This is a genomic window from Streptomyces sp. NPDC058534, from assembly GCF_042717365.1.
Classification (GTDB): Bacteria; Actinomycetota; Actinomycetes; order Streptomycetales; family Streptomycetaceae; genus Streptomyces.
Map to the genome: position 1 here is coordinate 1 of NZ_JBHXNW010000110.1, position 22,867 is coordinate 22,867.

Sequence of the window (22,867 nt, forward strand, 5' to 3'; positions counted from 1 at the left end):
TGATCTCATCTCCACTCCCCCCCTCCCCCGCCCCCCGCGCGGGGGGCCCCCCGGCCCCCCCCCCGCCCCCCCCCCCTCCGCGCATCCGTACGCTCTACTCCTCGCCGAACAACTCCTCGGCGTGCGCCACGCTCAGGGAGCGGTCGAGCCAGCTCACCAGCACGTCGAGATCGGTGCAGTCGGCAACCCGCTCCCGGACGGAGTCGGAGATCTCGATACCCCGCACCTCGAGAATGTGCAGAATGCCCTCGGCCTGGCCCTTGGCGCGACCTTTGAGCCAATACTCTTCGACGATCGTGTTGCTGCCCGGGAAGTTCGGGGTGTAAGTGGCCATCAGATGCCTCCAGTAGTCACGCCCCGGGCCCTCACCCAGGCCGATTTCGACGATCTCCGCCCAGTCCACACGGTCCACGTCCCCGCCCTCGTCCGTCTCGATGCTGCCCCTGGACCTGGACTTGTCGGTGTCGTCCGCCACTCCTGACGCCAGCGCGTCCAGTATCGCAGTCAGCCCCGGATCCCAGCCCGTACGACGCCCGCTGGCGCCGCTGGCACAAGCGCTGCCGGGCCGTCGGCCGTTACCTGCCGTGGCCGAGGGACGAACCCTGTTGGACGACGCCGCCGGACGTACCACTGACCCCACCCTGGCGAACCGAGGACTGCGTGGTGCGGCCGTACGTGCTCGGAAATTCGGTGTTCTGCCCGCACCAGGAGAACCCAGGATGGTGCGCATGACTCTTGCCACTCCCGTACTGCACACCACCCGCCTGCGCCTGCGGCCCTTCACCGCCGCCGACGCGGACGCCCTCTTCGCGCTGCACAGCAGCACCCGCGTGATGCGTTACTGGGACTCCGCGCCGTGGAAGGAACGCGCTCGCGCGGATCGCTTCGTCTCGACGTGCGGGAAGATGGCGGACGAAGGCATCGGCGCGCGGGTGGCCATCGACCGTTCCTCCGACGGGGCCTTCGTCGGCTGGTGCGGTCTGACCGAGTGGAACCCGGACTTCCGCAGCGCGTCACTGGGCTACTGCCTCGACGAGGCGATGTGGGGCCACGGCTACGCGACGGAGGCCGCGCACGCCGTCCTGCGGTGGGCCTTCGACACGCTGGACCTGAATCGGGTCCAGGCCGAGGCCGACACGCGCAACGCGGCATCGGCCCGGGTCCTGGAGAAGGTCGGATTCGTGCGTGAAGGGACCCTGCGGGAAGAGTGCGTCGTGAACGGCGAGGTGTCCGACACGTGGGTGTACGGACTGCTCAGGCGCGAGTGGCCGCCGTCGGCCGTACCCGCCCCGGCCCGCTGACGGGCGTCGCGCGTCCCTACCTGCTGAGCTTCCTGAACCGCCGTACCGCCAGCGGCAGGAAGACCGCCGTCAGGATCACCGGCCATACGACCGCCATCAGCAGCGCGTGCTGCTCGATCCACGAGTCGCCGCCGCCGACCGGTGTGCCGAACAGGTCGCGGGCGGCCGCCGCCGTGGAGGAGATCGGGTTCCAGGCGGCCACCCAGCCCAGCCAGTCGGGCATGAGCTGCGGGGCGACGAAGATGCTGGAGATCATCGTCAGGGGGAAGGCGACCGCGAACAGGCCGCCCGCCGCCTCCGGGTTGGGGACGAGGAGGCCCAGCCAGACGCCGATCCAGATCAGCGCGAACCGCAGCCACAGCAGCAGCCCGAACGCGGCCACGAAGCCCCAGCCCCCGTCCGGACGCCAGCCCATGGCCATCGCCGTCAGCATCATGATGGCCAGCTCGGCGCAGGCGGCCAGCAGGTCGGTGATGCCGCGTCCGGCCACCACCGCGGAGGAGGCCATCGGCATGGAGCGGAACCGGTCGATGACGCCCTTGGTGGAGTCGTGGACGACGAGCGTCGCGGTGTTGATGAAGCCGAACGCCATCGTCATCACGAACATGCCCGGCATCAGGAAGTCCTTGTAGTCCCCGCCGCCGGGCACCGTCATCGCGCTGCCGAAGACGTAGCCGTACAGGAGGACGGACAGGATCGGGAAGCCCAGCTGCCAGGCGATGTTGACGGGCTGGCGCTGGTAGTGGAGCAGGCCGCGACGGACGATGTTGCCGCAGTCGGCGAGCAGCCAGTACAGCCGTCCGCGACCGCCGGTCTCCCCGGTCGTCAGGTCGAGGGCGCTCATGCCGCCACCGCCTCCTTCTCCGCACGGTCCGTGCGATCCGTGCGGTGTCCGGTCAGGCGCAGGAACACGTCGTCGAGGCTCGGCCTGCGCAGCCCGATGTCCTCCACGGCGACGCCCTCGTCCTGGAGGGTGCGCGCCACCTCGGTCAGCGCGGACACCCGGTCGGTGACCGGGGCGTGCACGCGCAGCGTCTCCTCGTCGGTCTCGGGCTCGCCCTCGCAGACCCGGGCGACCACCTTCACCGCCCGCGGTATGTCGGCCCGTTCGGCGACCACGACCTCGACGCGGTCGCCGCCGACCAGGTTCTTCAGGCCGTCCGGGGTGTCGTCGGCGATGGACCGGCCCTGGTCGATGACGGTGATGCGGGAGGCCAGCTTGTCGGCCTCCTCCAGGTACTGCGTGGTCAGCAGCACGGTCGTGCCGCCCGCCACCAGGGCCCGCACCGAGTCCCAGACCTCACCGCGGCTGCGGGGGTCGAGGCCGGTCGTCGGCTCGTCCAGGAACAGGACGGACGGGGCGAGGATCATCGACGCGGCGAGGTCCAGGCGGCGCCGCATACCGCCGCTGTACTTGCCGACGCCCCGGTCGCCGGCGTCGGTCAGGTCGAACCGCTCCAGCAGCTCGACGGCGCGGGCCCGCGCCCGGCGTCCGCCGAGGTGGAACAGGCGCCCGAACATCTCCAGGTTCTGCCGGCCGGTGAGCACCTCGTCCACCGCCGCGTACTGGCCGGTCAGGCCGATCCGGGCGCGCACCTCGTGCGGCTGCCGGGCGACGTCGAGGCCGGCCACCTCGGCCCGGCCGCCGTCCAGCCGGATCAGCGTGGACAGGATGCGTACCGCCGTGGTCTTGCCCGCGCCGTTCGGCCCGAGCAGGCCGTGCACGGTGCCCTCGCGGACGGCCAGGTCGAAGCCGTCGAGGGCGTGTTTCTCGCCGTAGCGCTTCTCCAGGCCCTCGGCCCGTACCGCGTGTCCGTCGCTCATGGGTCCCCCTCTCACTCGCCAACTGAGTACACCGTACCCGATTGCGCGTACGCCGTACCCAGTTTTTTCCCGCGGTCCTAGACTGACCCCATGGCGAGCGGCACGGAGACCAGCGGCAGCGGCGACATCGGCCGCACCCTCGAACTGTTGTGGGACACCGGCCGGCGGCCCAGCCGGGGGCCCAAACCGGGCCTGACGCTGGAGCGGATCGTGGCGGCCGCCGTCGAGGTCGCGGACCGGGAGGGGCTCGGCGCCGTCTCGATGCGCCGCATCGCCACCGAGCTGGGCACCGGCACGATGTCCCTGTACCGCTACGTCCCCGGCAAGGGCGAGCTGCTCGACCTGATGCTGGACCGCGTGCAACGCCCCTCCGAGAACCCCGCCGAACTCGGCGACGGCGACTGGCGCTCGGCGCTGCACGCCCTCGGCCACGCCACGCTCGCCCTCTACCGCCGCCACACCTGGCTGCTGGAGGTCAACCAGTCCCGCCCGATCCTCGGCCCGAGCGCGCTGGACGGCATGGAGAAGGTGCTCACCCGGATCAAGCCGATGGGGCTGACCGACCCCGAGCTGCTGTCCGCGATCGTCATGGTCGACGGATACGTCGTCGGGGCCGCCCGCACCCAGGTGTACGCGGAGGAGGCCGAGCGCAGCTCGGGACTCACCGACGCGCAGTTCTGGGAGGCGCAGGAGCCGGTGCTGGTGAAGGCCATGACCAGCGGGCGCTACCCCGTCCTCGCCGGGCTGTCGGAGGACACCTTCGGCCCGGGCTTCGACCACTTCGAGTTCGGTCTCCAGCGCATCCTGGACGGTCTTGAGGTGTTCGTGACCGCCCGGAAATCGGCGGCTCCCGCCGTGGCCCCTCCAAAGGGCTCCGCCTGCTCAGCGCCGCCGGAACAGCCGTCGTAGCCCGAACAGCGCGAGGCACGCGACGACCAGCCCGGCCGCCCCGACCTTGAGCGTGTCCCCGCCCGGGGCGCCGGACCCGTCGCTGTCCCCGTCCGAGGCGTCGGAGCCGCCCCCGCCCGCGCCGTCGCCGCTGCCGGGCGTGTCCTCGGCCCTGACCGGGCTGTTCGCGCCCTCCATGCCGAGCAGCAGCTTCGCGCCGTCGGTGGTGTAGGTGACGGACTCGCCCTGCCCGAGGGGCACGCTGATCCGGTCCTTGCGCTGGATCTTCCCGCCGTTCCAGTCGTACCAGATGCCCCCGAGGTAGCCGCGTACGGCGAGCGACTTCCCGTCCGGGGAGAACGCGGCGTCGGTGGCCCAGAGGTCGACGGGGACGGTGGGCCGGAAGACGTTGGTGCCGGAGGCGGAGAGCTTCGCCGGGCCCTCGTAGAGATGCCCGCCGTCCTCGTTCTTGTCGATGAGGTAGACCCGCCCGGTCTTCGGGTGGACGGCCATCGACTCCGCGTCCCGGGCGCCGTCCGCGTACTTCACGACGTACTGCGTCGCCTTGACGGTCTGGTCCTTCAGTTCCTTCGGCTCGGGCAGCTCGTAGATCCACACGTACGGCCAGGTGCCGCCGAGGTTGTCCCCGATGTCACCGACGAAGATCCTGTTGCCCGGCCCGACCGCGATCGCCTCGACGTCACGGGGCTTGCCGACGCCGGAGAGGGCGACGCGGGCGACGGTCTCGCCCGTGGCGCCGTCGACGGCGTACAGGTAGGGCCCGTTGTCCTGGTCGTTGTGCGTCCAGTAGACGCCCGGGTGGAGGCGGGAGGCGGCGAGGCCGCTGGACTCGGTGATGCGCGGGTCCTTGATCGTGAACCCGTCGCTCCCGGCGACGCCGTCGGCTGCGGAGGCGGGCACGGCGAACGCGCCCACGAGGAGGGCCGCGGCGAGGAGGGCGAGGGGTCGGCGCATGCGCCAAGCCTGCCATCCCGCGCGGGCGTTCACGCGGGCGGTCACGCGGGCGGTCACCCTGGGTGGTCGGGCTCACATCGCGCCGGCCGGACCGATCGTCCATGATGAGCGGATGCTCAGGTTCATGTTCGTCGGTGACTCCATGACGATCGGAAGCGCCGGCGAACACACGTGGCGCTACCGGCTGTGGCAGCACCTGTGCGCCTCGTACGGCCGCCCCTTCACCTGCGTCGGCCCGCGCGAGACACTGCACGACCAGGTGGCGGACGCCCCCACCTCGTACGCCTACGCCGAGCCCGGCTTCCCGCGCGCCCACCTGGCCGGCTGGGGCGAGGGCTGGCACCACATGACGCCGCTGATCGGCGAGACGGTACGGGAGTACCGCGCGGACGTGCTCCTGGTCTCCCTCGGCCTGATCGACCTCGGCTTCTACACGAACGCCGAGCAAACCGCCGACAACGCCCGCGCCTTCGTCGCCGAGGCCCGCTCGGCGAACCCGCGCGTGCGCATGGCCGTGATGCCGGTGCTGCACAACATCCGGGTGGACGCGGACCCCACCTTCGCCGGGCAGGTCCACCGCTTCAACGAACTCCTCGCCAAGACCGTCGCCGCCCTCGACGAACCGCGCTCCTCCCTGCTGCTCGTCCCGACGCCCGCGGCGTACGAGTTCCACGCGGACACGTACGACGGCACGCACCCGAACGAGAGCGGCGAGCACCGGATCGCGGAGGCGTTCGCCGAGGCGATGGACGAGGGGTGGGGTCTTGGCGGGCCCTACTCCGCCGCCGCGTAGACGCCGTCGCCGGCATCTGACCCACCCCCTACCGGGGTATCACTCCCGACCTGGCTCCCCAGTGTGACGCCGCGCCCCCGACCGTCTTCCTACCTTCCTCTCCGTCACGACGGACGAGACAGAGGGAGAGGGACGGATGCGCGGGTTCGGGAAGGCCACCGCCGTACTGACCGCGCTGCTGGTCGGCAGCACGGCGGTCTCGGCCTCGGCGGCCGGTGAGAGCGCGCCCCTCGGTCCGCCTCCCGGCACCGGTGCCTGGCCGGCGGACGTGAGGAGCCGACGCTGTCGCGCCTGTCCGGACGCCGTCCCGCCGCACATAGGCTGGTGCCCATGACCTCAGTTGAGGCGGAACGCCCGCGCGCGCTGCTCGCGGGGGCCTCGCGGCGGTGGGTACGGCTGCTGCCGTGGGCCGTGGCGTTCGTGCTGTGCGTCGCCCTGCTGCCCACCACCATCGTGGTCCTCACCGCCGACTACGGCCTGAGCGGCGGCCTCGCGAGCGCGCTGGCCGTCGCACAGGCGGCGCCGCTGCTGCTCGCCGTCGTACGTCCGCTGCAGGCCTGGTACGTGATCTTCGCCGCGGACGTGGCCGGGGCGCTGGCCCTGCTCACCGTCGACTTCGAAGAGCGCCTCCTGTGGCCGTTCCCGCCCATGGAGATCGTCGGGTACGTCGGCCTGTGCCTCGCCCTGGGCCTGCGCGAGCGGCGCCGGACGCTGCTGCTGGTGTGGCTGGCGACGGCGGGCGCGAACGTCGGCCTGGGGTTCGTGGCGCCCCACGGCTCCGGCGCCAAGGGCCTGTTGCTCACGATCCTCGGGGGCGTCGCGCTCCTGCTGGGCGGTGTGCTGCGCGAGCGGTACGAGGTGCAGCGCAGGCTGGTCGAGCAGGAGACGATCAGCGAGGCCGAGCGCGGCCGGCGGACGCTGCTGGAGGAACGCGCCCGCATCGCGCGCGAGCTGCACGACGTGGTGGCGCACCACATGTCCGTCATCACGGTGCAGGCGGACACCGCGGAGTACCGCCTCGCGACGCTGCCGCCGGACGTGCGGGAGGAGTTCACCTCCATCGCGGCCACCGCGCGGGAGTCGCTCGGCGAGATGCGACGGCTCCTCGGTGTGCTGCGCAACGAGGAGGCGCACGGCGAGCTGGTGCCCCAGCCGGGTCTCACGCAGATCGGGCAGCTGGTGGAAGCGACGGCGAGGACCGGCGGGCCGGTGGAGTTCACCCCCTGCGACGCCGAGGTGCCGGAGGCGGTGGGACTCTCGGCGTACCGGATCGTCCAGGAGGCCCTCGCGAACGTCGTACGGCACGCGCCGGGTGCTGCGACGCGGGTGTCGCTGTCGGTGTCGGAGCCCGTTGCGGAGGGCGGGGACGCGGAGGGCGGGGTTCGGCTCACCGTCCTGGTCGTCAACGGGCCGCCGCCGGAGCCGCCCGCCGCGCCGCTCGAGGTGGGCGGCACCGGGCACGGCCTGGTCGGCATGCGCGAGCGGGTACGGATCATCGGCGGCACCCTCGACGTGGGGCCGCTGCCGGACGGCGGGTTCCGGGTCGCCGCCCAACTCCCTCTGACTGACAAGGACTTCACGTGACGACGCGCGTCATGATCGTCGACGACCAGGCCATGGTGCGGGCGGGCTTCGCCGCGCTGCTGGCCGCGCAGAGCGACATCGACGTGGTGGGCGAGGCCCCCGACGGTGCGCAGGGCGTCGAGCTGAGCCGGCGCACCCAACCCGACGTCGTGCTGATGGACGTCCGCATGCCCGAGATGGACGGCCTGGAGGCCGCGCGCCGCCTTCTGTCGCCCCCGCCGGGTGTGACCCACCGGCCGCGCGTCCTGATGCTCACCACCTTCGACGTCGACGACTACGTGTACGAGGCGCTGCGGGCGGGCGCGAGCGGCTTCCTGCTGAAGGACGCGCCGCCCGCCGACCTCATCGCGGCGGTCCGCGTCGTGGCCTCGGGCGACGCGCTGCTCGCCCCGTCGGTGACGCGCCGGCTGATCGCGGACTTCGCCCGGCAGCGCCCCGCCACCCGGGGCAAGCCCGCGCTGCGGCTCAAGGCCCTCACCGAACGCGAGACCGAGGTCCTCACCCTGGTGGCCCGCGGCCGGTCCAACACGGAGATCGCCCAGACGCTGGTACTGGCCGAGCAGACGGTGAAGACCCACGTGAGCCGCGTCCTCACCAAGCTCGACCTGCGCGACCGCGCCCAGGCGGTGGTCTTCGCGTACGAATCGGGGCTGGTGGCACCGGGCGAGTAGGACGGCCCCAGGCGCTCGCCCGCCGCGTCGCCGGTGCGGATGCCGGCACTGATGCCGGCACCCCGCGGCCTCGTCGGGCGCTCTCCCCGCCCGGCGGAGCGGTTCCGTCGCCGGGCCACGTCCCGGGCCCCGGCGGAGGACACGGCCCGCTCTCTCCTCCGCCACCCCCTACTCCGGTAGCACCCCCACACTGGCTCCCGGGTATGACGCCCGGGGCGTAGCCGAAGCCGCACTCTCCATCCCGTCGAAGCAGTGAACGGATGAAGGAGACGGAACATGAGGCTACGCAGCGGCAAGCGGCAGAAGACGGAACCATGGAGTACACGCAGCTGGGACGCACAGGACTCAAGGTCAAAGAGGTACGTTGATGCCACTGGCGCGAGGCCGCCACCCAGCGGAACGGGCGACGGCCTTGACCGCGAAGCGCTAGGCGATCACCAGGCGAAAGCCTCCGGGGACGGGCCGGGGCCCGGGAAGATCTCGTCCAGGGAAGCGAGAAGTTCCTCGCTCAGTTCCAGGTCGAGCGCGCGCAGGGCCGAATTCAACTGCGCCTGGGTGCGCGGGCCGACGATGGGGCCGGTGACTCCGGGGCGGGTGAGTAGCCAGGCGAGGGCGACCTCGCCCGGCTCCAGACCGTGTTTGTCGAGGAGGTTCTCGTACGCCTGGACCTGCTCGCGGACTTCGGTGCGCTCCAGGGCGCTCGCCGAGCGGCCGTCCTTGCGACGCTTGCCACCGGCCTCCTTCTTCAGGACGCCACCGAGCAGACCGCCGTGCAACGGGGACCACGGGATGACGCCCAGGCCGTACTCCTGAGCCGCCGGGATCACCTCCATCTCGGCGCGCCGCTCGGCCAGGTTGTACAGGCACTGCTCGCTGACGAGGCCGACGCGCCCGTGCCGGGCGGCCGCCTCATTGGCCTGGGCAATCTTGTAGCCGGGGAAGTTGGACGACCCCGCGTAAAGAATCTTGCCCTGCTGGATCAGTACGTCGACGGCCTGCCAGATCTCCTCGAACGGTGTGTTCCGGTCGACGTGGTGAAACTGATAGACGTCGATGTGGTCCGTCTGGAGCCGCTTGAGCGAGGCGTCCACGGAGCGGCGAATGTTGACCGCCGAGATCTTGTCGTGGTTGGGCCAGGCGTCGCCGTCGGCGGCCATGTTCCCGTACATCTTGGTGGCCAGGATCGTCTTGTCACGGCGACCTCCGCCCTGCGCGAACCAGGTGCCGAGGATCTCCTCGGTACGCCCCTTGTTCTCGCCCCACCCATAGACATTGGCGGTGTCTACAAGGTTCAGACCCGCTTCAAGGGCGGCGTCCATGATGCCGTGGCTGGTCGATTCGTCTGTCTGCGGACCGAAGTTCATCGTGCCGAGAACGAGTCGGCTGACCTTGAGTCCGGTACGTCCGAACTGTGTGTACTTCATGGGTCGCAAGCCAACTGCTTCGAGCGCACTCCATGCAAGAGCAGCCGTACGGCGTGATCTCCTGCTTCGGCGAGGCTTTCCCGTTCTGGAAACCGAACCCCTTGTGGTGCGTGCTGCGGCCTGGGGAGCATGAGCAGGACGCTGGAGTTCAGCACCGAGGGGCACCGTGCCTGGTGCTGGGCGTCCCCCTGACCGCGGCACTCGGACACCGCCAGGCTTGTACTGATCGTCGACATCAGACCGACCGGGAGCATCTCGGTGGTGACCACGACGAAGGTGGCGAGGGCGAGGACGACCAGGCCGCCTCGGTGCTTGCCTGCGGGCGCAGACAGGGCGACGGCCTGGCCGTGACTCTTCCTGGTGGTCATGCGGAAATGGCGCCCAGAGACGTGAGGAAGCGGCGTACATGGCCGAGCCAGTGTGCCCGGTGTTCCGCGTCCAGAATGTGTCCTGCTCCGGGTAGTTCGATCAGCGTGGCTCCCCGGATTCCTGCGGCGAGCCGACGAGAGCTCTCGGGGAGCACCAAGCGGTCTCCCGTCGGCGCGAACACAAGGGTGGGGGCCGTCACGTCCGTGAGGTCGCGGCGTACATCCACGCGGGAGACGAGGTCGAAATGGTCGAGCATGCCCGCCGGCAACGACGCCTTGACCTGCGCTGCCCCCTCCGCTACCTCGGCGGGCGACATTCCATCCAGCTGGCTCTCGGACAAGCACGCCAGGAGCGCCAGCCGAGCCACCTCATCCCACTCACCTGCCTTGCCGAGCAGGGCGATGAGGTGGGAGGCATGTGCGAGGACCGGATCAGCTACAGGGAAACCTGCCGTGAGCACAAGACCGGTCACCCGGTCAGGATGGCGGGTCGCAGCACGTACCGCGACTGTGGTTCCCAGAGACTCTCCGAGGACGGTGAATGTCTCGTGCCCGCGGGCCACGGCAGAGGCGACAAGGGCGTCCGCCAGCTTGTCGAGATCCATGGGCTTCGTGGTGACCGGCGTGCCTCCTGCCCCCGGGTAGTGCGGGCCGATCACTGCGTGATCCTTTGCCAGGTCGTCGAGGACCAGTCCGAAGTTGCCAGCGATGCCGCCTCCGGCGCCATGCGCCAGCAGGAGGGCAGGGCCGCTGCCCTGTACGTACACATCAAAATCCCGTTCGAGAACGGCCTGTTCAGCGGTCATGGCCACGACGCTAAACTCCGACATCAGTGTCAGAGTCAAGCCCTGGAGAGAGACAACACCTCATGCGGATGAAGGAGATGGTCCAGCGGACGGGCGTACACGAACGGCTGCTGCGCTACTACGAACAGCAGGGGTTGCTCGCGCCGACCCGGCTGCCCAGCGGGTACCGCGAGTACAGCGAAACGGACGTGGAGACAGTGCGCCGCATCCGTAGCCTGCTGACGGCCGGCCTCTCCACGACGGTGATTGCCCAGGTGCTGCCCTGCATCGCCGACGTCAACGACCGCCTGGCCCCCACCTGCCCGGACCTGGTCCTCCAACTCCAGGGCGAACGAAGGCGGATCACCAGGGAGATCGAGGCTCTTCGCGCATCTCGCGCCATGCTGGACACGGTGCTCGACGCCGTTCCACAGACTCCCTGTGGCGATGGGGCGCAGTCTTCGGTGGCTGCTTGATCGGCTCGGAAACTCAACGGATAGTGTGCGGCGGTGCAACCGTAAGAGGCTGAGCGCAGTGATCGCGTACTGGCCCGACGGCAGGAGAGCTGTCCGCTTTTTGGGCTGGTCGGCACCTGTGGGGCAGTCCTGATTCGCCGCAGCCCCTTGTGAGCGGGGCGCTACCGCGCCCCACCGCACATCCGGCGGGCCGTCGACGCCAGCCTCAAGCGGCTCCGGACGGACCACATCGACCTGTACCAGTTCCACCACGTCGACCGCGCCACCGGCTTCGACGAGATCTGGCAGGCGATCGACGTCCTGGTCCAGCAGGGCAAGGTGCTGTACGCGGGGTCGTCGAACTTCCCCGGGTACAAGATCGCCCAGGCCAACGAGACCGCCGCCCGGCGCGGCGGCACCATCGGCCTGGTCAGCGCGCAGTGCCTGTACAACCTGGCCGAGCGCCGGGCCGAGATGGAGATGATCCCGGCCGCGCAGGAGTACGGCCTCGGGGTCATCCCCTGGTCGCCGCTGCACGGCGGGCTGCTCGGCGGCGTGCTCAAGAAGGAGGTCCAGGGCGGACGGCGGGCCTCCGGACGGGCCGCCGACACCCTGGCCGACCCGGCGGGCCGCGCGCGGATCCAGGCCTACGAGGACCTGCTCGACAAGCACGGCATCGCGCCCGGTGAGGCGGCCCTGGCCTGGCTGCTGACCCGGCCCGGCGTGACCGGCCCGATCGTGGGTCCGCGCACCGCCGAGCAGCTCGACTCGGCACTGCGGGCCGTCGAGCTGGGGCTGTCGGACGAGCTGCTGGCCGGGCTGGACGAGATCTTCCCGGGTCCGGGGCCGTCCCCGGAGGCGTTCGCCTGGTAGCGAGGTGAGCGGGGCGGCGGCCGGCTCACGGCAGGCTCAGCCGAGCGCCGCCGCCACCGCCACCACCACGAGCATCAGCACGAGCACACCGGCCATGATCCGGTTACGGGTCTTCGGGTCCACGCCTCCGAGCCTAACCGGAGGCACCGAGCGGGCTGCGGGCGACCGTCTCGTAACGGGGCTGCTCCCCCGGCACCCCGGACTTCGGCAGGTGGCTGCGCACCAGCGCCAGGTCGGTCACGGTCCAGGTGCGGCTGGAGAAGCCGTCCAGCGTCTCGACGTAAGGGCGTACGTCGAACGCGTCGCGGCTGCGGGCCACCGTCAGGTGGGGCTTGTAGCGCCGGTGCTCCCCCATCGCGACGCCCGCCTTGCGCCCCGCCGACTCCGCCCGCTCGGCGAGCAGCCGCAGGGTCGCGAGGCCACCGTCCGCCCCCACCCACAGGGCCCGCCCGTGCCCGAAGTGCCCGCCATCGCGCAGCGCCAGCTCGAAGGGTTCGGTGCGACGCGCGGCCCGCTCCAGCCGGGCCGACAGCTCGGGTACGAGATCGTCGTCCACCTCGCCGTAGAAGGCGACCGTGAAGTGCCACCCTGGGCGCCCCGTCCAGCGCAGCCCGCCCGCCCCGGGCAGCCTCCGCAGCACGGCCACCTCGGCGGCGAGGGCGGCGGTGACGTCCTCCGGGGGGAGTACGGCGGCGAAGAGTCTCATGGGCCACAGTCTGCCCGGCATGACCTCAGCGGCGTGCATGTCGTTGTACCGCGCGACTTTATTCGTCCCGGGGAGGCACGACAGACATGACCGACAGCAGTGGCGAACTCACGATCGACGTAATGTTCGAGTGGCTCGAGAAGATGCCCGTTCCTGAGGGATACAAGACCGAGATCGTCGGCGGTCACATCTTTCTGTGGCCTCAGCGGGACACCAGCTGGGACATCACCATGGCCGTCCTCGAGCAACTGCGGTCCAGGTACCCCCTCAAGCGCCTCGGGTCCGACATCCGCGTGGACTACCCAGGACGCCTCAACGGCTTCGCCTCCGACGTTGTGGCCCTCGCGGAGGGCGCCCAGCGGGACGGCAAGGGTCACTGGCGCTATCAGGACGTCGAATTCGTCGCCGAGGTCATCTCCAAGGACACCGCGGCCAACGACTACGGCCCCAAGAAGGACACCTACGCCACCGCCGGAGTCCCGGTGTACCTGATCGTCGACCCGTACGCCGGAGAGTGGCACCTCCACACCCTCCCCAAGGACGGCAAGTACCACAGCTCCGTCAGCTTCGGCTTCGGCGAGGACGTCGACCTGACCGGCACCACCGTCGGCCTCACCCTCACGACCGGCGACTTCCCCCGCGACTGACCGGGGGACCGGTTACGCCGCCGGTGCCAGCTCCTCCCGCCGCTCCCGCGGCACGAACCGCACCTGCGGATGCCCCCGGTGCCAGCCGACCGAGAGGCGCAGGTTGCCGACGCGGGCCAGGATCAGGCCGATGACGATCGCGGCGGTGGCGGCCACCGCGCCGCCCGCGGCGAAGCCGGCCCGGGCGCCGTAGGTGTCGGTGACCCAGCCGACGATCGGGGCGCCGACCGGGGAGCCGCCGAGGAAGACCATCATGTACAGGGCCATGACGCGCCCCCGCATGGCCGGGTCGGTGGACATCTGGATGCTGGTGTTGGCGGTGACGTTGACCGTCATGCTGAAGACGCCGATGGGGATCATGAGCAGGGCGAAGAGCCACAGCTGCGGCGCGGTCGCCGCCACGATCTCCAGCGCGCCGAAGGCCACGGCCGCCGCGATCAGGACGCGCAGCCGGGCCGTGCCGCGCCGGGCGGCGAGCAGGGCGCCGGCCAGCGAGCCGACGGCCATGAGGGTGTTGAAGAGGCTGTACGCGCCGGCGCCCGCGTCGAAGACGTCGTCGGCGAAGGCGGACAGGAAGACCGGGAAGTTGAAGCCGAAGGTGCCGATGAATCCGACCAGCGTGATGGTCCAGATCAGCTCGGGGCGTCCGGCGACGTAGTGCAGGCCCTCGCGCAGCTGCCCCTTGCCGCGCGGGGCGCGCTGGACGGCGTGCAGGTCGCGGGCGCGCATCAGCAGCAGGCAGCTGAGCGGCGCGACGAAGGAGAGGCCGTTGGCGAGGAACGCCCAGCCGGTGCCGACCCCGGTGATCATCAGGCCGGCGACGGCGGGGCCGACCAGCCGGGCGGACTGGAAGTTCGCCGAGTTGAGGCTGACCGCGTTCTGGAGCTGGTCCCGGCGGACCAGCTCGGAGACGAAGGACTGGCGGGCCGGGTTGTCGACCACGGTCGCCAGGCCCATCGCGAAGGCGGCGACGTACACGTGCCAGACCTGGACGTGGCCGGTCAGGGTGAGGACGGCGAGGAAGAGCGCGGTCAGGGCCATCGCGGACTGGGTGACCAGCAGCGTGGGGCGCTTGCGCAGGCGGTCGACGAGGACGCCGCCGTAGAGGCCGAAGAGGAGCATCGGCAGGAACTGGAGGGCGGTGGTGATGCCGACGGCCGCGGAGGAGCCGGTGAGGCTGAGCACCAGCCAGTCCTGGGCGATGCGCTGCATCCAGGTGCCGATGTTGGAGACGACCTGGCCCATGAAGAACAGGCGGTAGTTCCTGACCTTCAGGGAGGCGAACATCGAGGTCCTGCGGGAAGCGTCGGGGGTGGTCGGGTCGTCGTGGCCGTCAGGTGCGGGGGCGGAAGCTGCTCCGGATCCCGTACTCAAAAGGGTTCGCCTCCTCGCGAGAACTGCTTACTTGTGAGCGAGCTTCTCCAGCACGGGGGCGGCGGCGCGCAGTTTCGCCCACTCGTCCTCGTCGAGTCCCTCGACCAGGGTGGCCAGGAACGCGTTCCGCTTGCGGCGGCTCTCGTCGAGCATCACCACGGCCTGCTCGGTCTGCGTCACGACCTTCTGGCGCCGGTCCTCGGGATGCGGCTCCAGGCGGACCAGGCCCTTCGCCTCCAGCAGCGCCACGATGCGGGTCATCGAGGGCGGCTGGACGTGTTCCTTGCGGGCGAGTTCGCCCGGGGTCGCGCTGCCGCAGAGGGAGAGGGTGCCGAGCACCGACATCTCGGTCGGGCTGAGCGACTCGTCGACCCGCTGGTGCTTGAGCCGACGGGACAACCGCATCACGGCGGAGCGCAGGGAGTTCACGGCGGCGGCGTCGTCGCCATGCTTGAGGTCCGGCATGTTCCTTAGCTTAACTCATTAGTCTCGCGAAATACCACCGCACAACCGCCCGCGTGCCCGTGACGCCCGCCACCGAAACCCACGGTTCACCGGTACGAGTGAGTCGTTTCCGGAAATCGGAGCATCACCCGGCCGGCGGGGGCGACCCTCGTCCGCATGGGGACCAGCGTGCTCAGCCTGCGGATGGACGGGGAGCTGCTCGAACGGCTCCGGCACCATGCGGCCAAAAGGGGGTGAAAGCTGCTACATATTTTCTAGTCATTCATAGCTTTTTCTAGTCGTATGTCTCACGTACGGTGGGCTCGTGAAGCTTTCGGAGTGGGCCCGCCAGCAGGGCGTGAGCTACCAGACCGCCTGGCGGTGAGTGAAGGACGGGAAGATGCCCGTTCCGGTCCGCCAGGCGCCGTCCGGGACGTGGCTGGTCGACGAGGTCGTCGTCCAGCCGTCCGGGCGTGTGGTGGCGTACTGCCGCGTCTCGTCCGCCGACCAGAAAGCCGACCTTGAGCGGCAGGCCGCCAGGGTCGTGTCCGGTGCGAACGGGCTGGGCCTGGCCGTCGCGGAGGTCGTGACCGAGGTCGGTTCGGGGCTGAACGGGCGGCGGCGCAAGCTGCACCGGGTGCTGTCCGACACGCAGGCTTCGGTGATCGTGGTCGAGCACCGCGACCGGCTTGCCCGGTTCGGCGTCGAGCACCTCGAAGCGGTCCTGTCGGCGTCCGGGCGGCGCCTGGTCGTCCTCGACCCCTCCGAGACCGCCGACGACCTCGTACGGGATATCACCGAAGTCCTCACCTCGATGTGCGCGCGCCTGTACGGGCGGCGGGCGGCGGGCGGCGGGCGGCGAGGAACCGTGCCGCCCGCGCGGTGGCCGTGGCGACCGGCGCGGACGCCGGGTGAAGAAGTTCCAGCCGCAGCCCGGTTTCGTGGTGCGGGCGTTCCGGTTCGCTCTGGACCCGAACGCCTCCCAGGAACACGCGCTGCGTTCGCACTGCAGTGCCGCGCGTGCCGCGTACAACTGGGCTGTCGGCTGGGTGACCGCCTCCTGGTGGCAGCGCAAGGCCGAGGAGACGTACGGCATCGGCGAGGCGGAGCTGACCCAGTGGCGGCCGTGGTCGCTGCCCGCCCTGCGGAAGGCGTTCAACGAGGCCAAGCACACCGACCCCCGGTTCGCCCACTGGTGGGAGGCCAACTCCAAGGAGGCGTACAACACCGGGCTGGCGAACGCGTCGGCCGCGTTCGACAACTACGCCAAGTCGAAGAACGGCAAGCGCAAGGGTGCGCGGATGGGCGCGCCCCGGTTCAAAGTAAAGCGGAAGGCCCGTCTTGCCTGCCGGTTCACCACCGGCACCATCCGTGTCGACGCCGACGGCCGCCACATCACCCTGCCCCGCCTGGGCCCACTCCGCACCCACGAACCCACCGCCGGGCTCCTCGCCCGCGTCCAGGACGGGACCGCCAGGGTCCTGTCCGCGACCGTCCGCCACGAACGCGGGCGCTGGTTCGTCTCCTTCCAGGCCCAGGTCAAACGCGACCTCGAACGCGTGGCACGTCCGGACGTGGCCGTCGGCATCGACCTCGGCGTGAAGACCCTCGCGGTCATGGCCGACTCGACGGGTGAGATCCGCACCGTCCCCAATCCCGGGCACTACGACACCGCACGCAAGCAACTGCGCCGCGCCTCCCGCACCGTGTCCCGACGCCAGGGCCCCGACCGCGGTACCGGGCAGAAGCCGTCCCGCCGGTGGGAGAAAGCCAACGCCCAGCGGAACAAGGTCCACCACCGGGTGGCGAACCTCCGCGAAGACGCCCTGCACAAGCTCACCACCAGCGTGGCCGCCGAGTACGGCACGGTCGTGGTCGAAGACCTGAACGTCGCCGGGATGCTCCGCAACCGGCGCCTGGCCCGACGGATCGCCGACGCCGGATTCGGGGAGATCCGCCGCCAGCTCGACTACAAGATGCGCCAGCGCCACGCCACCCACCTCGTGGTCGCCAACCGCTGGTACCCGTCCTCCAAGACCTGCTCCGGGTGCGGCGCGGTGAAAGCCAAACTGCCGCTGCACATCCGGACCTACGCATGCGACGCCTGCGGCCTGGTCATCGACCGGGACGACAACGCCGCACGCAACCTCGCCGCCCTCGCGGCAGCCTGCACGACTGGTACCGGAGTGGCCGGAGACCAGGACACCGCCCCGGCGGTGTCGAAGCCTCGTGAAGCCGACCAGAAGACCCGCGCCACCCGCCCCCGCCGCAAGGCGGAGGCGGGGCGGGCAGGTGGCGCAACCCTGCCACACCAGCGGCAGACAGAAGCGAGAGACCGTACTCAAGCCGAAGCCCTCACGCTTTGGTGATGTGACGGACCTTCCGGGCCGGAATGCCCGGAATGCCCGGAATGCCGAGAACTGACTACAGACTCAGCAACGGTCACCTGAGCCCCACCGGTCCGGTCCGGTCAGGTCAGACCGAGGGCCGGCATCAGGTAGTAGAAGGCGAAGACCGCCGACACCACGTACATCGTGACCGGGACCTCGCGGCCCCGTCCGGCCGCCAGGCGCAGCACCGAGAAGGTGATGAAGCCCATGCCGATGCCGTTGGTGATCGAGTAGGTGAACGGCATCATCAGCATCGTCACGAAGGCCGGGACGGCGATCGTGAAGTCCGACCAGTCGATCTCCCGGACCGAGCCGGCCAGGATCAGGAAGCCGACCGCCACCAGCGCCGGGGTGGCCGCCTGGGAGGGGACCATCGTGGCGACCGGGGTGAGGAAGAGCGCCAGGGCGAAGAGCCCGCCGGTGACGATGTTCGCGAAGCCGGTGCGGGCGCCCTCGCCGACGCCGGCCGTGGACTCCACGAAGCAGGTGGTGGCCGAGGCGGAGCTGGCACCGCCGGCGGCGACCGCGATGCCGTCCACGAAGAGGACCTTGTTGATGCCCGGCATCTGACCCTCGCCGTCGGTCAGCTTGGCCTCGTCGCTGACGCCCATGATCGTGCCCATCGCGTCGAAGAAGCTCGACAGCAGCACGGTGAAGACGAACAGCACGCCGGTCAGGGCACCGACCTTCTCGAACCCGCCGAACAGGCTGACCTCGCCGACCAGCCCGAAGTCGGGCGTGGCGACGGGGTTGCCCGGCCACTCCGGCGTGGTCAGACCCCAGGAGGGGATGTCGGCGACGGCGTTGATGATCATCGCGGCCACGGTCATCACGACGATCGAGATCAGGATGGCGCCGGGGGTCCTGCGGACGATCAGCGCGAGGGTCAGCAGCACACCGAGGACGAAGACCAGCACCGGCCAGCCCTCCAGGTGACCGCCGGTGCCCAGCTGGAGCGGGACGGTGGTCTGCGCGGCGTCGGGCATCCGGGTGACGAACCCGGAGTCGACGAGGCCGATCAGCATGATGAACAGGCCGATACCGATGGCGATGGCCTTGCGCAGGCCGTAGGGCACGGCGTTCATCACGCGCTCGCGCAGTCCGGTGGCGACCAGCACCATGACGACGAACCCCGCCAGCACCACCATGCCCATGGCGTCCGGCCAGGACATCCGCGGGGCGAGCTGGAGGGCGACGACGGAGTTCACGCCGAGACCGGCGGCCAGCGCGATCGGGACGTTGCCGATAACGCCCATCAGCAGCGTGGTGAACGCGGCCGTGAGCGCGGTGGCGGTGACCAGCTGACCGTTGTCGAGCTGGTTGCCGTACATGTCCTTCGCGCTGCCCAGGATGATCGGGTTCAGCACGATGATGTACGCCATCGCGAAGAAGGTGGCGAAGCCGCCGCGGATCTCACGGGGCAGGGAGCTGCCGCGCTCGGAGATCTTGAAGTAGCGGTCGAGGGGGGAGACCTTGGCGGAGGCCGAGGTGGGCATGCGGAGACCTCATCACCAACAGCAGGTTCCCCCACGGCCGTGTCGGTGTTTCTGCGCTTGGAGTTTTCTACGAAAGAAAATGGTCAGAGACAAACGGGTTCAGTATGAACGTATGAGCCCGGGATCGCTATCTCCGCGCGTAGACCCCGATGACGCCGTGCGGACAACCCGTTCGCCCGCTCCTCGTAAGCTGTACGCATGAAGAAGTGGACACCCACGCACGAGGCACCGGAGCCCCTGGAGGGCCCCGTGGTTCCGACCGTCATCGGCGGCACCGTCCTGTGGTTCGTCCTCTTCCTGGTACAGCTTCCGTTCTACGGCTGGTTCGACGACCACGGCCACACCTGGTGGGTGTGGACCTGCCTGGCCGGAGCCGGGCTCGGCCTGATCGGCATCTGGTACGTCCGGGGCCGCGAGGCCGCCCTGAAGCGGGCGGCGCGGGACAGCACGTAGTCGGCCACCGTCAGTCGAACCAACGGTCCCGGGCCAACTCCTCCGTCCGGGACTCGTCCTCCAGCAACGCCGCCACCTCGAACCGCCGCGGCCACTGCCCCGCCGCCCAGGCCAGACCCGCGGCGACCCCCTCCAGCGTCGCCGCGTGCAACGCCCCGTCGTCCGTCAGCCGCCAGTCGATCTCCACACCGTCGACGACCAGTTCCCCGTGCTCCACGTACGACGCCGGGGTCCGCGCCCCGAGCAGCACCCGCACCGGCTCCGGCACCTCGTGCTCGGTGCCCTCGGAGTCCACGTGCCCGGTGACGGACTCGCTCAGCCGCCGCACCTGGAACAGCTCGGCCAGCTCGGCGGCCCGGGCCGGCCGTACCGGCAGCAGCGGCACACCGGAGGTGAAGGGCAGCAGGTCCGGCGAGTCGACCACGACCGCGTCGGCGGCGTCCACCACGCGCACCTCGCCGTCGACCACGGCCCGCACGTCGTCCGGCAGGGTGACCCGCTCCGGGTCCAGTTCGGCCAGCGCGCCGTACAGGGCGTGCAGTTGGGCGGCCGTGACCGGGCGGCCGGGGTCGGCGAGGCGGTCGAGGAGTTCGGCCGCGCCGCCGGGCTCGTCGAGGAGCGCGGCGACCGAGGTGCGTACGCCCAGCGCCCGCAGCACCTGCTCGTCCCCGAAGCCGGAGGCGTCGGCCTCGTCGTACAGGCCCCGCAGCAGCGGGTCGGAGCCCGCCGCGCGCAGACCGGCGGGGCGCCGTCCGCCGAGCACGGGGTGCCCGCGCAGCCACCACGCGGTGTACGGCCGTACGACCTCGTGGGTGCCGTCGGGCAGCAGGACGCGTACCGGCTGGACGAGCGCGTCGCGCAGGGGCGGCCGGGACAGCAGGGCGAGGGCCTCGGGCCAGCGGTCGTCGTCCACCAGGTCCAGGTCGCGCACGGCGACGATCTCGGTGGCGACCGGCGGCACGGGGGTGTCCGGGAAGCGGTCCAGGACGTCCTCGCTCCACACGTCCACGGCGTCCAGCAGCCCGGCGTCGTCGGGTTCGGCGAAGTCCCCATCTCGGGGCTCCAGTTCGTCCGGGTCGAGGACGACGTCGGTGGCGCGGACGAGCGCGAAGGTGACGAGCACACCGCAGGCGGCCAGCGCGTCCGCCCCCCACTTCTCGGCCAGCTCCGCGTCCACGGCGGCGACCTCGTCCTCGCGCATGACCCGCGCGAACGGGCCGCCGGGGAAGACTAGTTCGCCCGCCGGGGAGAGTTCGCCGTCCTCGTCGGGCAGGGCGAGCGCGCCCAGCCAGGGCTCGTCCCCGGCGTCGAGTCCGGCGTCGCGGACCAGGCCGAGGACGGTGTCGGCCAGTTCCTCGGCGTCGAGGGCGTCCTCCTCCCAGTTCGCGGCGCCGTCGTCCTCCAGCGAGGCGGCGACGGCGGCCCGGACCTGCGGGGTGGTGAGTACGGCACGCGGGGTGGCCGGGAGGGCGCCGAGCTTCTCCAGGAGCGGATGGGCCGCGTCCGGGTGGGCGATCTTCAGGCCGAGGCGGGTGAGCACCTCCGGGTCGAGGGAGGCGGCCTCGGGGGACGGCAGCAGCACCTGCCGGGGCCCGATGGTCGTGCGCCCCGAGCCCGTCCCGAAGCCCTGGGCGGCGCCCCCGGCCAGCGGCACCGGCAGCCCCGAGAGCCGGTCGGGATCGACGCCGGCGAGGCTGTCGTAGAGCCGGTGCCACCAGCCCGGGTCCTTCTCGAGACCGGCCAGCCGGTCGATCGCGTCGGTCAGCGGCACCCGGGCGACGCCGAGCGTGCGCAGCTCCACCCGGCGTTCGAGGCCGGCGGGCAGCAGGGTCGGCAGGACCTCGGCGAGGACCCGCACGGTGTCGGCGCCGGCGCCCTCCACCACCTCGGCGTCGCGGGGGCGCAGGGAGTCGGGCAGGTCGGGGTCGTCCTCGGCCGGTCCGGCGGCGGGCGGCAGGAAGGCGGTGCGCGGCAGCCGTTCGAGGATCGCCTGGCGCAGCGCACCGTCCAGCTCCCCCTTGCCCAGCGGGCCGGGCACGAGGCCGATGAGACCGGCGGCGACCGGGCGCCAGTCGGCGAGCAGCCCGGCGTAGGCGTCGGCCGCCCGCTCCGTCAGGAAGCCGGTCAGCGGGCCGGGCGCGGCGTGCCGGCGGGTGGAGTCCAGCGGGAAGGAGGCGATGAGCAGGGCGGGCACGCCGAGCGGCTCGTCGCTGGGCGTGGGCGCGTGCACCACGGGGCTGGTCCGGGGCCGCGCCGGGGCGCCGTCGGCGTCGACCGGCACCGCCCAGGTCACGGACCAGTGCGGACGCAGCCGCTCCTCGACCGGCCGGTCGGCGAGCAGGTCCGGGGTGAGCGGGCCGTGCGCGGCGGCGGTACGCCAGCGGGTGGTGCCCTCGCGGGAGTCCTCGACGACGGTGAGGGCGTCCTCGGTGCGGCGGGACAGCGTGCGGACGTCGTCCGCGACCTCGACCACGACCTCCGCCAGGCCCGGCAGGGCGAGCAGCAGGGCGTCGTCCACGGCGTGCAGGAGCCGTTCGGCGAGGTCGGCGGCGGCCGTGTCGCGCAGCGGGAGGATGACGGCCGTGTCGTACGGGCCGGGGGCGCTGCCCTCGGCGGAGAACGGCAGCCGCAGCAGCGGGACGTGCCCGTCGCGCCGCCGGATCTCGTCGCCCAGGCCGGGGCTGTGCCCGGCGGTGTCGGCGGCCAGGTCGCGGGCCTCGGCCAGGGACCAGCGGACCCCGCCGTGCCGGCTGACGACGGCGGGCTCGTCGGTGACGGCCAGGACGGCGGCGAAGCCGACCCCGAACCGGCCGACGGCGCTGTCTCCGGCGTCCCGCTTGGCGGAGGCGCGCAGCGTGGACAGCGACTCGACGCCGGTCGCGTCCAGCGGGGCGCCGGTGTTGGCGGCGACGAGGACGCCGTCGCGCAGGGTCAGCCGGAGCCGGCCCGGCACGCCGGACCGGGCGGCGGCGTCGGCGGCGTTCTGCGCCAGCTCGACGACCAGCCGGTCGCGGTAGCCGCCGAGGACGAGGTCCTCCTCCGCGTTGGCGTCCTCACGGAACCGGGCCGGGCTCGTCGCCCAGGCGTCCAGCACCCCGCGCCGGAGACGTGCCGTACCGAACGGATCGGCGCCCTCGGCGGCAGGCTGCACGAACATGCTCACGGTGACTCTCCTCATCGACGGACCACGAAGGTACCGCGAGGAGACCTCGTCACCGGTCCGGGATTCCTCCGGCGCGGGCGGCACCACCCGGCCCGGGCGGCACCATCCGGCCCGGGCGGCACCATCCAGCCCGGGCGGCACCATCCAGCCCGGGCGCCATCATCCAGCCCGGGCCGCATCATCCAGCCCGGGCCGCATCATCCAGCCGTGGCGGCTCCAGCCATCCCGGGCGGGAGAGTCCGAGGCGGGGGGA

Annotated in this window: 22 protein-coding genes and 3 pseudogenes; 13 read left to right on the forward strand and 12 right to left on the reverse strand. The window is 71.4% G+C overall.

Translation table 11 applies throughout. From position 1 onward, the window contains the following. Positions 1 to 94 precede the first annotated feature (94 nt). Positions 95 to 475, reverse strand: a complete 381-nt coding sequence (locus ACFWR9_RS39335; protein WP_383851511.1) for a hypothetical protein — start codon at positions 473 to 475, stop codon at positions 95 to 97. Between the two features lie 253 nt (positions 476 to 728). On the opposite strand from ACFWR9_RS39335, the gene ACFWR9_RS39340 reads away from it, so the two are divergent. Next, positions 729 to 1,301: a GNAT family N-acetyltransferase gene (locus ACFWR9_RS39340; protein WP_383851513.1), complete on the forward strand. Its 573-nt coding sequence runs from the start codon at positions 729 to 731 to the stop codon at positions 1,299 to 1,301. A 16-nt stretch (positions 1,302 to 1,317) separates the two neighbouring features. On the opposite strand, the gene ACFWR9_RS39345 is transcribed toward ACFWR9_RS39340, so the two are convergent. Then, complete coding sequence (locus ACFWR9_RS39345) at positions 1,318 to 2,145, reverse strand: ABC transporter permease (RefSeq protein WP_383851516.1); 828 nt, start codon at positions 2,143 to 2,145, stop codon at positions 1,318 to 1,320. After that, positions 2,142 to 3,125, reverse strand: a complete 984-nt coding sequence (locus ACFWR9_RS39350; protein ID WP_383851518.1) for an ATP-binding cassette domain-containing protein — start codon at positions 3,123 to 3,125, stop codon at positions 2,142 to 2,144. The genes ACFWR9_RS39345 and ACFWR9_RS39350 overlap by 4 nt, the downstream gene beginning before the upstream one ends. 90 nt (positions 3,126 to 3,215) lie before the next feature. On the opposite strand from ACFWR9_RS39350, the gene ACFWR9_RS39355 reads away from it, so the two are divergent. Continuing rightward, positions 3,216 to 4,034 carry a TetR/AcrR family transcriptional regulator gene (locus ACFWR9_RS39355; RefSeq protein ID WP_383851521.1) on the forward strand — a complete coding sequence of 273 codons (819 nt, stop codon included), beginning with the start codon at positions 3,216 to 3,218 and terminating at the stop codon, positions 4,032 to 4,034. Here ACFWR9_RS39355 and ACFWR9_RS39360 read toward each other — a convergent pair. Further along, positions 4,008 to 4,988: a WD40 repeat domain-containing protein gene (locus tag ACFWR9_RS39360; RefSeq protein WP_383851523.1), complete on the reverse strand. Its 981-nt coding sequence runs from the start codon at positions 4,986 to 4,988 to the stop codon at positions 4,008 to 4,010. The two genes, ACFWR9_RS39355 and ACFWR9_RS39360, sit on opposite strands and share 27 nt — an antisense overlap. Before the next feature lie 112 nt (positions 4,989 to 5,100). Between ACFWR9_RS39360 and ACFWR9_RS39365 the strand changes: the two genes are divergently transcribed. The 4 genes from ACFWR9_RS39365 (at position 5,101) to ACFWR9_RS39380 (ending at position 8,036) form a co-directional block, all read left to right on the forward strand. After that, a complete protein-coding gene (locus tag ACFWR9_RS39365) occupies positions 5,101 to 5,781 on the forward strand; it encodes a GDSL-type esterase/lipase family protein (protein ID WP_383851525.1) in 681 nt (226 codons plus the stop codon). Between the two features lie 136 nt (positions 5,782 to 5,917). Continuing rightward, the gene (locus ACFWR9_RS39370) at positions 5,918 to 6,115 is read left to right on the forward strand and encodes a hypothetical protein (RefSeq protein ID WP_383851528.1); all 198 of its coding nucleotides are present in this window, start codon (positions 5,918 to 5,920) and stop codon (positions 6,113 to 6,115) included. After that, a complete protein-coding gene (locus tag ACFWR9_RS39375) occupies positions 6,112 to 7,365 on the forward strand; it encodes a sensor histidine kinase (RefSeq protein ID WP_383851531.1) in 1,254 nt (417 codons plus the stop codon). The genes ACFWR9_RS39370 and ACFWR9_RS39375 overlap by 4 nt, the downstream gene beginning before the upstream one ends. Beyond that, positions 7,362 to 8,036 carry a response regulator gene (locus ACFWR9_RS39380; RefSeq protein ID WP_383851534.1) on the forward strand — a complete coding sequence of 225 codons (675 nt, stop codon included), beginning with the start codon at positions 7,362 to 7,364 and terminating at the stop codon, positions 8,034 to 8,036. Before ACFWR9_RS39375 ends, ACFWR9_RS39380 begins: the two co-directional genes overlap by 4 nt. A 434-nt stretch (positions 8,037 to 8,470) precedes the next feature. Here ACFWR9_RS39380 and ACFWR9_RS39385 read toward each other — a convergent pair whose 3' ends face one another. The 3 genes from ACFWR9_RS39385 to ACFWR9_RS39395 are packed head-to-tail and all read right to left on the reverse strand — an operon-like array spanning position 8,471 to position 10,634. Then, complete coding sequence (locus tag ACFWR9_RS39385) at positions 8,471 to 9,460, reverse strand: aldo/keto reductase (RefSeq protein ID WP_383851536.1); 990 nt, start codon at positions 9,458 to 9,460, stop codon at positions 8,471 to 8,473. Continuing rightward, complete coding sequence (locus ACFWR9_RS39390) at positions 9,457 to 9,828, reverse strand: hypothetical protein (RefSeq protein WP_383851538.1); 372 nt, start codon at positions 9,826 to 9,828, stop codon at positions 9,457 to 9,459. Before ACFWR9_RS39390 ends, ACFWR9_RS39385 begins: the two co-directional genes overlap by 4 nt. After that, the gene (locus tag ACFWR9_RS39395) at positions 9,825 to 10,634 is read right to left on the reverse strand and encodes an alpha/beta fold hydrolase (protein WP_383851540.1); all 810 of its coding nucleotides are present in this window, start codon (positions 10,632 to 10,634) and stop codon (positions 9,825 to 9,827) included. The genes ACFWR9_RS39390 and ACFWR9_RS39395 overlap by 4 nt, the downstream gene beginning before the upstream one ends. 62 nt (positions 10,635 to 10,696) lie before the next feature. On the opposite strand from ACFWR9_RS39395, the gene ACFWR9_RS39400 reads away from it, so the two are divergent. Both ACFWR9_RS39400 and ACFWR9_RS39405 read left to right on the forward strand, forming a co-directional pair. Continuing rightward, entirely contained in the window at positions 10,697 to 11,089 is a 393-nt protein-coding gene (locus tag ACFWR9_RS39400; RefSeq protein ID WP_383851543.1) for a MerR family transcriptional regulator, read from the forward strand. 177 nt (positions 11,090 to 11,266) lie between these two features. Continuing rightward, a pseudogene (locus ACFWR9_RS39405) lies at positions 11,267 to 11,941 on the forward strand (aldo/keto reductase); the annotation flags it as partial. Between the two features lie 133 nt (positions 11,942 to 12,074). Here the strand turns inward: ACFWR9_RS39405 and thpR are convergent. After that, complete coding sequence (thpR, locus tag ACFWR9_RS39410; protein WP_383851546.1) at positions 12,075 to 12,647, reverse strand: RNA 2',3'-cyclic phosphodiesterase; 573 nt, start codon at positions 12,645 to 12,647, stop codon at positions 12,075 to 12,077. Positions 12,648 to 12,733: 86 nt separating this feature from the next. Here thpR and ACFWR9_RS39415 point away from each other — a divergent pair, with 86 nt between their 5' ends. Next, positions 12,734 to 13,294, forward strand: a complete 561-nt coding sequence (locus ACFWR9_RS39415; RefSeq protein WP_383851549.1) for a Uma2 family endonuclease — start codon at positions 12,734 to 12,736, stop codon at positions 13,292 to 13,294. Positions 13,295 to 13,306: 12 nt separating this feature from the next. Here ACFWR9_RS39415 and ACFWR9_RS39420 read toward each other — a convergent pair whose 3' ends face one another. Together ACFWR9_RS39420 and ACFWR9_RS39425 are read right to left on the reverse strand one after the other, a co-directional pair. Further along, on the reverse strand, positions 13,307 to 14,668 hold the full coding sequence (locus ACFWR9_RS39420; RefSeq protein WP_383851552.1) for an MFS transporter: 1,362 nt from the start codon (positions 14,666 to 14,668) through the stop codon (positions 13,307 to 13,309). Positions 14,669 to 14,695: 27 nt separating this feature from the next. Next, on the reverse strand, positions 14,696 to 15,133 hold the full coding sequence (locus ACFWR9_RS39425) for a MarR family winged helix-turn-helix transcriptional regulator (RefSeq protein ID WP_064728496.1): 438 nt from the start codon (positions 15,131 to 15,133) through the stop codon (positions 14,696 to 14,698). 156 nt (positions 15,134 to 15,289) lie between these two features. Between ACFWR9_RS39425 and ACFWR9_RS39430 the strand changes: the two are divergent. The 3 genes and pseudogenes from ACFWR9_RS39430 to tnpB all read left to right on the forward strand — a co-directional run. Next, positions 15,290 to 15,367, forward strand: a pseudogene (locus ACFWR9_RS39430) (ribbon-helix-helix protein, CopG family); the annotation flags it as partial. A 130-nt stretch (positions 15,368 to 15,497) separates the two neighbouring features. Continuing rightward, a pseudogene (locus tag ACFWR9_RS39435) lies at positions 15,498 to 16,027 on the forward strand (IS607 family transposase). Next, complete coding sequence (gene tnpB, locus ACFWR9_RS39440; RefSeq protein WP_383851555.1) at positions 16,024 to 17,481, forward strand: IS607 family element RNA-guided endonuclease TnpB; 1,458 nt, start codon at positions 16,024 to 16,026, stop codon at positions 17,479 to 17,481. Before ACFWR9_RS39435 ends, tnpB begins: the two are co-directional and overlap by 4 nt. 101 nt (positions 17,482 to 17,582) lie before the next feature. Here the strand turns inward: tnpB and ACFWR9_RS39445 are convergent, their stop codons facing one another. Continuing rightward, positions 17,583 to 18,998, reverse strand: a complete 1,416-nt coding sequence (locus ACFWR9_RS39445; RefSeq protein ID WP_383851558.1) for an NCS2 family permease — start codon at positions 18,996 to 18,998, stop codon at positions 17,583 to 17,585. A 198-nt stretch (positions 18,999 to 19,196) separates the two neighbouring features. Between ACFWR9_RS39445 and ACFWR9_RS39450 the strand changes: the two genes are divergently transcribed. Beyond that, positions 19,197 to 19,451 carry a DUF2530 domain-containing protein gene (locus ACFWR9_RS39450; RefSeq protein ID WP_383851561.1) on the forward strand — a complete coding sequence of 85 codons (255 nt, stop codon included), beginning with the start codon at positions 19,197 to 19,199 and terminating at the stop codon, positions 19,449 to 19,451. A 10-nt stretch (positions 19,452 to 19,461) separates the two neighbouring features. Here the strand turns inward: ACFWR9_RS39450 and ACFWR9_RS39455 are convergent, their stop codons facing one another. Continuing rightward, entirely contained in the window at positions 19,462 to 22,614 is a 3,153-nt protein-coding gene (locus tag ACFWR9_RS39455) for a sacsin N-terminal ATP-binding-like domain-containing protein (protein ID WP_383851564.1), read from the reverse strand. Positions 22,615 to 22,867 lie beyond the last annotated feature (253 nt).